Source organism: Methanophagales archaeon (assembly GCA_021159465.1).
Taxonomy (GTDB): Archaea; Halobacteriota; Syntropharchaeia; order Alkanophagales; family Methanospirareceae; genus G60ANME1.
In genome coordinates this window covers 1-8,843 of the sequence record JAGGRR010000143.1, presented here as the reverse complement: position 1 = coordinate 8,843, position 8,843 = coordinate 1, and the positions used below count along the sequence as shown (strand labels likewise).

General features: G+C 46.7%; 10 protein-coding genes, 1 tRNA gene and 1 pseudogene. 3 read left to right on the top strand and 9 right to left on the bottom strand.

What is annotated here, in order from left to right; genetic code table 11:
• The coding region (locus J7J01_06590) for a DUF362 domain-containing protein (protein MCD6210539.1) at positions 1 to 996 on the top strand (996 nt) is incomplete at its 5' end.
• A gap of 159 nt (positions 997 to 1,155) precedes the next feature.
• Positions 1,156 to 1,428: a hypothetical protein gene (locus J7J01_06585; GenBank protein MCD6210538.1), complete on the top strand. Its 273-nt coding sequence runs from the start codon at positions 1,156 to 1,158 to the stop codon at positions 1,426 to 1,428.
• 27 nt (positions 1,429 to 1,455) lie between these two features.
• Here J7J01_06585 and J7J01_06580 read toward each other — a convergent pair whose 3' ends face one another.
• The 8 genes from J7J01_06580 to J7J01_06545 all read right to left on the bottom strand — a co-directional run bounded on the left by J7J01_06580 (position 1,456) and on the right by J7J01_06545 (position 7,198).
• Entirely contained in the window at positions 1,456 to 1,761 is a 306-nt protein-coding gene (locus J7J01_06580; protein ID MCD6210537.1) for a hypothetical protein, read from the bottom strand.
• A 51-nt stretch (positions 1,762 to 1,812) separates the two neighbouring features.
• The gene (locus J7J01_06575) at positions 1,813 to 2,703 is read right to left on the bottom strand and encodes a glycosyltransferase (GenBank protein ID MCD6210536.1); all 891 of its coding nucleotides are present in this window, start codon (positions 2,701 to 2,703) and stop codon (positions 1,813 to 1,815) included.
• A 95-nt stretch (positions 2,704 to 2,798) separates the two neighbouring features.
• Entirely contained in the window at positions 2,799 to 3,749 is a 951-nt protein-coding gene (locus J7J01_06570) for a 50S ribosomal protein L10 (protein ID MCD6210535.1), read from the bottom strand.
• 7 nt (positions 3,750 to 3,756) lie between these two features.
• Positions 3,757 to 4,380: a 50S ribosomal protein L1 gene (locus J7J01_06565; GenBank protein MCD6210534.1), complete on the bottom strand. Its 624-nt coding sequence runs from the start codon at positions 4,378 to 4,380 to the stop codon at positions 3,757 to 3,759.
• Position 4,381: 1 nt separating this feature from the next.
• Entirely contained in the window at positions 4,382 to 4,663 is a 282-nt protein-coding gene (locus tag J7J01_06560) for a hypothetical protein (GenBank protein MCD6210533.1), read from the bottom strand.
• A gap of 11 nt (positions 4,664 to 4,674) precedes the next feature.
• Complete coding sequence (moaA, locus tag J7J01_06555; protein MCD6210532.1) at positions 4,675 to 5,709, bottom strand: GTP 3',8-cyclase MoaA; 1,035 nt, start codon at positions 5,707 to 5,709, stop codon at positions 4,675 to 4,677.
• A gap of 21 nt (positions 5,710 to 5,730) precedes the next feature.
• Positions 5,731 to 7,104 (bottom strand): NAD(P)/FAD-dependent oxidoreductase, encoded by a 1,374-nt coding sequence (locus J7J01_06550; protein ID MCD6210531.1) that lies wholly within the window; start codon positions 7,102 to 7,104, stop codon positions 5,731 to 5,733.
• Between the two features lie 20 nt (positions 7,105 to 7,124).
• Positions 7,125 to 7,198: transfer RNA gene (locus tag J7J01_06545), tRNA-Lys, on the bottom strand.
• Between the two features lie 97 nt (positions 7,199 to 7,295).
• Here J7J01_06545 and priS point away from each other — a divergent pair.
• Complete coding sequence (gene priS, locus J7J01_06540; protein MCD6210530.1) at positions 7,296 to 8,480, top strand: DNA primase catalytic subunit PriS; 1,185 nt, start codon at positions 7,296 to 7,298, stop codon at positions 8,478 to 8,480.
• 6 nt (positions 8,481 to 8,486) lie between these two features.
• Here priS and J7J01_06535 read toward each other — a convergent pair.
• Positions 8,487 to 8,642: pseudogene (locus tag J7J01_06535) on the bottom strand (twin-arginine translocase subunit TatC).
• Positions 8,643 to 8,843: the final 201 nt, after the last annotated feature.

Below are 8,843 nucleotides of genomic sequence, written 5' to 3'. Positions count from 1 at the left end.
ACAAGAACAACAATGAGCAGCGAAGTCTTCTTTATAAAGGATGTGAAGGAAGAGAAACTCCATGCACTGCTCGAACATGCAGGTGTTGGTGATTTAACCGGGGTTGTGGCACTGAAGATGCACATGGGTGAACGTAACAACAGGACTTTCGTGAAGCCCGTGTTCATAAAGCCAATAGTGGAAGCGGTGAAGAAGCATGGAGGAAGACCTTTCATCACCGATACTACCACCATTTATAAAGAGAAGCGGTATACCGCTATGGACTATTACGAGACCGCATTCGCTCATGGTTTCCTGCCTTCTTCACTCGGCTGCCCTGTGCTCATCGCAGATGGACTGAAAGACGACGGTGTGCCGGTGAGCGAGCATGTGGAGATAGCAAAGAGCATATACGAGTCAGATTCGATGCTTGTTATCTCACATGCCACCGGTCACTGTGCCTCTTCCTTCGGCGGTGCGCTAAAAAATGTAGCCATGGGCTGTGTGACGAAGAAGACGAAGAAATATCAGCATGAGGTAACGAGACCGGTTTTAAACCGTGATTTATGCACTGACTGTGATAAGTGCCGCGAGGTATGTAAGCATCATGCGATAAGTGAAGCACACCTCATCAACTTTGATGCGTGTGTGGGTTGCGGTGCCTGTATCGCAGTATGCGAATCCCATGCACTGAGTTCACCGCCAGATATGTCACCGAACTTACAGAAACGACTCGCTGAAGTCGCCAGTATTGTTCTCCATGCTCTACCCTATACAAATTTGCTCTACATCAATTTCCTGATTGATATTACCCCCTTCTGCGACTGCGCTGAATTCGCACCCGAGTACTTATGCCCGGATATAGGTGTTCTGGCATCCAGGGATATAGTAGCAGTGGACATGGCGACGATAGAGATGATAAAGACAGAGAAGTTCGATGGCGACCCCACCATCCAGGTGCGTGAAGCACATAGACTGGGCTTGGGCGAGCTGGATTACGAGATTGTTGAGATTTAAGAAAGAAGCGATCGTCAAGCCAAGTCAAGCTGTGGTGGAATACATTTGATGAACGAATAGAATAGCAAAATTTTTAAATATCAATATTATATATCTCCCACACCTAACAATAACATGTACCTTTTACAAGGGGAGACAGCATCTCGAAAGAGAAGGTAGGTGCCGATGGGAATAAAAGCGAGGAGTAGATGGGAGATTATATTGGATACATTGAGGGGGATACATGAGGAGGGAGGGGCAGCAAAGAAGACGCGTATCATGCAGAATGCATATCTGGATTGGCGCAACTTCAAGAAATATTTCGATTTCTTATTGGAGCATGGTTTTATAGAAGAAGTTGACTCAGGGGGTGTTAGCTCTGAATACAGACTCACAGATAAAGGCAAGGAGATAATGCAGAAATTGCTGGAGATAGAGCGGATGCTTCGGTGATCACACTTATCCCTTATTATTTATTCATTATTCATGAGGTAGTTCCAAAAATTCTACACCTAAGGGTTTTATTCGAACTTTACTACCTTCGTCCATACGCGATATGAAACCGAGCTCAACGAATAGTTTGAGGACGGGTGCGAACTCCTCCTTTGGTAATGATATCTTCTCCTCAATCTCATTTAACGAATGCCATTGCGAGTCTTTAAGCAATTCTAACACCTGGTCAAAGAGATTCCAATTCAGCCTTGATTCTTTTGGTCTATTCCAGGATAAAGAACCTTTCCCTATTGACTCCGTCTTTGTATATTCACCCATCGCCTCTTTTTCCATCCCCATTATAAAGAGGAAATAGGGGGTATATATAGACAATTTCAGTCAATATTATTGTAAAGTTTTCCCCTCTTGCTTCAATAATCTCGATACTACATTCAGTATCAGTCCCATAAATATGCTGAACACGCCCAAAATGATGAAAAAGCCTGCAAGTAAAGTGAAAGGTATAGAGAAGTATCCTAAGTGGTTGTACAGTTGCAGGAGCTTCAAACCGAAGAATAAACCCGCGATTGTCAACGCCAATCCTGGTATTCCCATAAATATCAATGGTCTCTCCTCCACTATCAACTTTACGAGTGTGCTTAGTACACCCACACCATGCACTACCGGGTTCTTCGTAGGTTTCTCACCGTTCCTATAATTGCATTTAATCGGGACCTCCTTTATTCTGAGCCCCAGTGCTTTCGCTGCCAGAAGCATTTCTGATTCTATTGAAAAACCATTACCACGCAGATTCTCTCTTTTTAAAGCAGCGAAAGCGCGGCGATTCAAAGCTCTGAAGCCCGACTGCGAGTCTGTAGTCATACCACGAAGCGCAGTTGTATAATCAAGCACTCGCCTGCCAATTCTGCGGTAAAAAGGCATTTGTGCAGGGTTCCTGAATCCGATGACCATATCTGCAGTGCCGTCTCGAAGCGGCCCAATCAGCAGAGGTATCTGAGCGGGATCATGCTGTGCATCCCCATCGAGCAATACAAGAATATCAAACCTGCCATTACCTGCAACATATTCCAGAGCAGACTTGATTGCTGCTCCTTTACCCCTGTTCCTCGTGTGAGAAATAACCTTCGCACCCGCGTCACGCGCTATCTCCGCGGTTGCATCTGTTGAACCATCATCAATCACCAATACTTCATCTACCCGTCTCCTCGTCTTCAGAACCACGCTCCCAATGGCAAACTCTTCATTGTAGCACGGAATAGCCGCAAGAACCATCATCTTCTTTGATTACCTTCATCACTCACCCCCCCCTCACACACTCCACCATCCTACATGCTCTTACTCCTATAGAAGAAGATGGTATATAAAACTTCCTATCTACTGCCCGTGCCCATACGCCCTGCCACCGCTTCTGCCTCCGCCTGTGCCTTTGTTAGCAGGTAGGGAATTGTCTCTTTGTTGTATATACAGGCGTTCAAACCGAGATTCATCGCCTCTGCATGTGCCTTCTGGAGTAACGGTTTTATCGTTTGTGGTGTCGGATACGCGATATGATATGCAAGAGCCTGTGATTTTATACTTGCTTCTCTCAATAACTCGCCTATAGTGAAGCTGGTGGGATACACATACTTCAGGTGTGTGGCGAGCGATAGAGCCCTCTTTGCCGCTTCACATAGCTCTGATATATATTCAGAAGGTTCTATGCAGAGTACCTCTGGCTTGAAGAGCACACCCGACTCACGCTCATAGACCGCAGCCAGATCAAGTCCCTCCTTCACAGGGTAGATCCCAAGCTTGGCTAATATCTCTGCTATCTCTGGTGTTACCCGCTCACCCTCTTTCACTACCACTGTCCTCTTCTTTATCTCTACCTTCCCTCCTGCTATACCCGCAGGAATGCCAAGGTTCTGTAATTCCCCGACCACCGGTCCCGGCTTGAGCGCAGTGGGTCCCGCCTCAATCACTATATCCTCTGGGGCAATTGTGCCTGCTTTTATAGGCGCCGGTATCTTACTCGCTTCTGTCAGTCGGTACAGCTCAAAAGCTCCAAGATTCGTGAATATCAATGCCATCTGATCCTCTATGTAATCAGTCATCTCATCAATACCGCTATCCTTGAATGAGATGGCAATCAAACTATTCTTGGAAACTCGTAATCGAGCATTATCACGCAATTCTCGCCTCAGCCGCTGGAGCTGACTGGCTCTTATTCCCCTTACCTTCGCTATACCCACTGTCTTATACGACTTGATAAGGTCTGCTATAAGTGCTATCTGCTCCTTCCTCCATGCCTTTCCCCTCTTTATCTTTAATCGCTTCTTCATCTCACACTCACACCACCCTCACTGCGTGCCCCATCGTCGTCTTCATGTAAATGGACGCGATGTTCTGCCAGCCACGTTCAAGATGTGATTCAACCGCTTTTATCACTGCCGCTGCGTTCTCTGCAATAGCTCTTGCGTCCATGCCCTTACGCCCTATATTCACCCAGAAGGTAGCGGTCTTTGACTTTATATTCACGGTTCGTCGCAATCTCATCAGTATCTGCGTTGGCTCAACTCCTGGTGGTATCGGAGTGGGCATCTTGCCTCTCGGTCCAAGAATGGTTCCAAGACTCCTCCCTATCTGAGCCATCAGGGATGCATCAGCAGCAAAGACATCATACTTGTTTACCAGCATTCTCGCTTTCTTCTTATCCATTCGCTTCAGTTCCGCGGGGTCTATCACCTCCGCACCAGCTTCTCTTGCCTTTAATGCTATCTCACCCGATGCAAAGACTCCTATCTTCGGCTCCCGGAAACTATTCGGTAAGGTAATATCGAAGTTTAATCTGTTCTTCGGCTGCTTCAAATCCACATTCTTCAAATTTATGCACAGGTCTACACTCTCAACGAAACCCCTCTTCTTCGAGTTAAGTGCCTTCTCCACTGCCTCCATTATCTCTTCTGGTTCCATCTTACTTTTCTATCACCCCGTCATATTTGCCTGCTTCTATATCCCTCATTATCTCCTTCGCATCCTTACCCTCCACCTTCACTCGCATTGAGACACAGGTGCCTATCACCTCTTTGACAGCGCTCTTCAATGTCTTTGCTAACATCTCCCCACGCTTCTTATTCGCTATCTCTTTTATACGCTCGATGGATATCTCTCCTGCATAATCGGTTGATGAGTCTGTCTTCGCCTTCTCTATCCCCAATGCTTCCTTTATCAATGCTGCAGTCGTTGGTGTACCCATTGCTCTTCTACTTATTCTCTTATTTCATATCCTTTATATTTTTTTCTCCTGAAAAAGGGCTCCCTGTATCTCATTGCCATTTTCAATCTGCTTATTATATGCTCGTCATCCACTCGCTCAATGGGTACGAGATTGTCGTTTCTAAGCAGGCAGGGCTTTATCATTCCTTCTGAAGTTATCCTCAGCCGTGTACAATTCGCACAGAATTCCGTATTGTCCATTGGATGTACAACTTCAACCTCCACACCATCCACGATATATTTCTGCCTGCGCTGCAGCCGCCTCGTCTTCACTGCCGATGCCTTCGCTCTCAGTTCAGCCTCAAGTTTATCAAAGTCAGGTCTGTAAATATCTATCGCAGAATTGAAAGAGGGTATCAACTCTATCAATTGCAGAATTACCACTTCTCTACTCCCAACACCTCTATCTCCTCTACCTCTATCCCTACCTCTCTCATTGCACTTCCGCACAAACTCTATCATATCCTCTATCTCATTGTCATTCACACCTTTCAGCAGCACCATGTTCAACTTGATGGGAGTAAGACCCGCATCAATAGCAGTGTAAATGCCATCTATCACCCTGCTGAGATTGTTTCTCGTGCGTGTGATGGCATCATACCTTTCCTCTCTGAGCGAATCAAGGCTGATATTCACGCGGTCGAGACCAGAATCAGCGAGTTCCGCTGCTTTACTGCTCAATAAAGTACCGTTGGTGGTCAGCGAGATGTCATCCATAAAAACCCTTATAGCCTGTATAATTGCAGGGAGGTCGTCTCGCAACAGGGGCTCCCCACCTGAGAATTTCACGCGCCTGATGTTATAATAACGAGATGCCACCCTCGCTATTGCTATAATGAGTTCAGCACTCAGGGGCTCCCCACCACTGTACTCCTCGCCCTCCGCATGGCAGTAAATACAATTCAGGTTGCATCGGTTCATAATGGAGAACCTCAAGCTCCTTATCTCCCTGCCGTAACTATCTATCAGTCCCGTCACACGCTTCCGCTTCCGTTCCTGCTCCCGCTCCCCTTCGCCCTCCACCATCTCTCAACTTCAACTTTCAAATTATAACTTATTCTGTATTCCGCGTGCTGCGAGTATGCCAGTAGCAGCGGCGTTGACAATGTCACGCGATAACCCCGCGCCATCACCTGCGGCAAAGAGATTGCTCACCGAAGTCTCCATATTCTTGTCCACCTTCATACGCATTGCATAGAACTTTATCTCGGGCGCATAGAGCAGTGTAGAATCAGCGGCAACACCAGGAATGATCTCATCCAGCTTCTCCAAACCCTCTATTATATCCATCGTGATTCGGTGCGGCAGTGCCATTGAGATATCACCGGGCGTGACGTCCTTTAATGTGTTCTTCACGAGGTTGCGATTTATACGCTCCCAGGTCGATCTCCTGCCCCTCCTCAGATCGCCCATCCTCTGTATTATCGGCTTACCACCACCTATCGTGGTTGCCAGCTTCGCTATTGAACGTCCATATCTGGTGGTATTCTCTACCGGCTCTGTCAGTTCCACCTTCACTAAGAATGCGAAGTTTGTATTCTCCGACTTCTTTTCTCTTAGAGAATGACCATTCACACCTATGAAATCGTCATACACTTCTTTAACCACAAAACCTCGCTCATTTGTACAGAATGTCCGTGCGAAATCGTCGTAACGCTTTGTTCTTATATGGAACTTCGGGTCCCTGTTTATCTTCGTCACCGGGTTCATCGTTATTGCTGGCACCTCCACTCGCACGCCCACATCTATTCCTGCATACTCAGCATCCATGCCATGCTTCTTGATCATCTCTTCAACCCAGGAAGCACCTACACGTCCCGGCGCCAAGATAACACACCTGCCTCTTATCTCAGTACCCTCTTCTGTCTTCACACCCACACATTTATTATTCTCTACGATAATATCTGTAACTGTGGTGTTGAGCAGGAATTCAATGCCATGCGCCTTGAGGTCGTCTTCAAATGATTTTATCACTCCTTTCGTCCTGTCTGAGCCTATGTGGCGCTGATTTATCGCTATGAATGATGCACCAACAGAAGCTGCACGTCTCTCCAACCGCTCTACATCATCGTCTGTGCCCTTATAGAGCTCGTTTGGCATGCCATGAGTAAGAAAAATACGGTCCACTTCGTTCACAAGCTGCCATGCTGTATCTGTATCGCACAATTCAGTAAGCTCGCCACCTATATCTGGTCTCAGGTTTAAGGTGCCATCGGAGAATGTGCCCGCACCGCCCACACCGCACATTATGTTGCAATCCTTACATCGAATGCAATTTCCGGTCTCCACCATCACACAGTGCCGCTCTTCTACATCCCTGCCCTTATCTATCACCAGTACTCGCTCGCCCTTCAATTCGTTCGCGGCGAAGAGCCCCGCAGGACCCGCTCCTACTATAATTACATCGTAATAACCACTCATGGTATCATCATTAATGAACACGGGCCGGGAGGGATTTGAACCCCCGACTGGTAGGTTAAGAGCCTACTGCTCTACCTTTCTGAGCTACCGGCCCACTTCCTATCTTAGTCTTATATCACTACTATAAATTTACTCCTATCCATTATATTACTATACTTATCAATCATGAATTAATCAATGAATTATGGGTAATGAACGAGCAGACGATGCGATTTGTGCATGCGAAATTCAAGCAGTATTATAAGCGTACGAGGCTAAAACTACCGTCAGACCTGTGGATGCGGGAATGGGGCTTCATATTCTTCGATCGGTATTATAGTTCAAAGACAGTGATGCGAAGGCATAAAGCCTTTAACTCCGGTACAGAGCTCCAGAGTTATATTCGGGATAATGCACCCGCACATGCTTTCCATTCCGCAGCCATCTATAAATTTCCCGCTGCCACCATGGGCAAGAAAGAGTGGCTCGGTGCCGACCTCATCTTTGACCTCGATGCTGACCATGTGGTGACCGAAGCGGAACTGGCGAGGTGTTCCTATGAAGACCTGCTGGCACTGGTGAAACGTGAGACATTGAAACTGATTGACTTCCTGCTCGATGATTTCGGATTCCATGAAGAGGACCTGGAAGTGGTATTCTCAGGGTCAAGAGGCTATCACATACATATAACTAATGATGCGGTGCGTCAGCTTGGTAGCCGAGAGAGAAGAGAGATCATAGATTACATCACTGCAACCGGGCTCGAGATGGATACTTTCCTGAGAGCAACCGGAGACGGAGACCTGAAGTTGATAGCGGAAGGCTGGGGTAAACGGCTACTCGATGGTTTGGTTGAATTCATGCATGAGCTCGCGGGGTTAGAGGAAGAGGAAGCTATTAGAAAGATAAGAAATACCACTGGTAGTGGTAGTAGTCTGGATAGGAGACAGATAAAAGAGGTTCTCAGGATAGCAAAGGATCAAACCGTGATGAATCGGATAGAAAGCGGACAAATACCCCGATTCTCCAGGCTTCCTGCTATATGGAAAGGTATTGTGAGATTGGTGACAGGAACAGTTCGTGTTGAGTCCGCAGACAGACCTGATGAACCCGTCACCTCGGATATAAAACGGCTTATTCGATTGCCTACTTCGCTACATGGCAAGTCGAGTCTGGAAGTAAAACCACTGCGAGTAGATGCAATCCCAGACTTTGAACCACTAGAAGACGCGGTAATCTTTGGCAACCCGGATGTTAAGGTCAAGGCTACACGGAACTCAAGCGTCAAATTGAAAGGCGAGCGATACGAGCTGGAGGGAGGAGAAATCGCCACATTACCCGAATATGCTGCACTGTATTTCTTATGTCGTGGTGCTGCCGAGATAGAGATGCGATGATTATACCTACACATAGCAAATAATCAAGGGGAAAGCGACAATGAGTAAACTCACCACATCTGGCGTTGTAAAAATCGCTGCGAGGACGAAGACCGCCACATATATGTATCGCCTGTATCCCTTCAGCGTGTTTACCTGGACGAGTCCGGAATGAACGACGAAACGATAACAATAACAATAACAATAGGCAGTTCAAACGCTAACTCCGGTATAAGCAGCGTTAAAAGCAAAAGAATACGTGAGCAAATATGTTAAAATGCACGTGAAATGTGTAGAAACGGAATGCATGGCAGGAATTTGTGGAATAGCAGTAACTCCTGACTTGAATTACTGGGACTGCCCGAGGCATCAGGAAATCATAGA

What these genes read in the sequence shown, in the direction of transcription:
- J7J01_06570 (MCD6210535.1), bottom strand. Translation starts at nt 3,749, where the DNA reads ATGAAGAAGCGATTAAAGATAAAGAGGGGAAAGGCATGGAGGAAGGAG.
- J7J01_06560 (MCD6210533.1), bottom strand. Translation starts at nt 4,663, where the DNA reads ATGGGTACACCAACGACTGCAGCATTGATAAAGGAAGCATTGGGGATA.
- moaA (MCD6210532.1), bottom strand. Translation starts at nt 5,709, where the DNA reads ATGGTGGAGGGCGAAGGGGAGCGGGAGCAGGAACGGAAGCGGAAGCGT.
- J7J01_06575 (MCD6210536.1), bottom strand. Translation starts at nt 2,703, where the DNA reads ATGATGGTTCTTGCGGCTATTCCGTGCTACAATGAAGAGTTTGCCATT.
- priS (MCD6210530.1), top strand. Translation starts at nt 7,296, where the DNA reads ATGAACGAGCAGACGATGCGATTTGTGCATGCGAAATTCAAGCAGTAT.
- J7J01_06580 (MCD6210537.1), bottom strand. Translation starts at nt 1,761, where the DNA reads ATGGAAAAAGAGGCGATGGGTGAATATACAAAGACGGAGTCAATAGGG.
- J7J01_06550 (MCD6210531.1), bottom strand. Translation starts at nt 7,104, where the DNA reads ATGAGTGGTTATTACGATGTAATTATAGTAGGAGCGGGTCCTGCGGGG.
- J7J01_06565 (MCD6210534.1), bottom strand. Translation starts at nt 4,380, where the DNA reads ATGGAACCAGAAGAGATAATGGAGGCAGTGGAGAAGGCACTTAACTCG.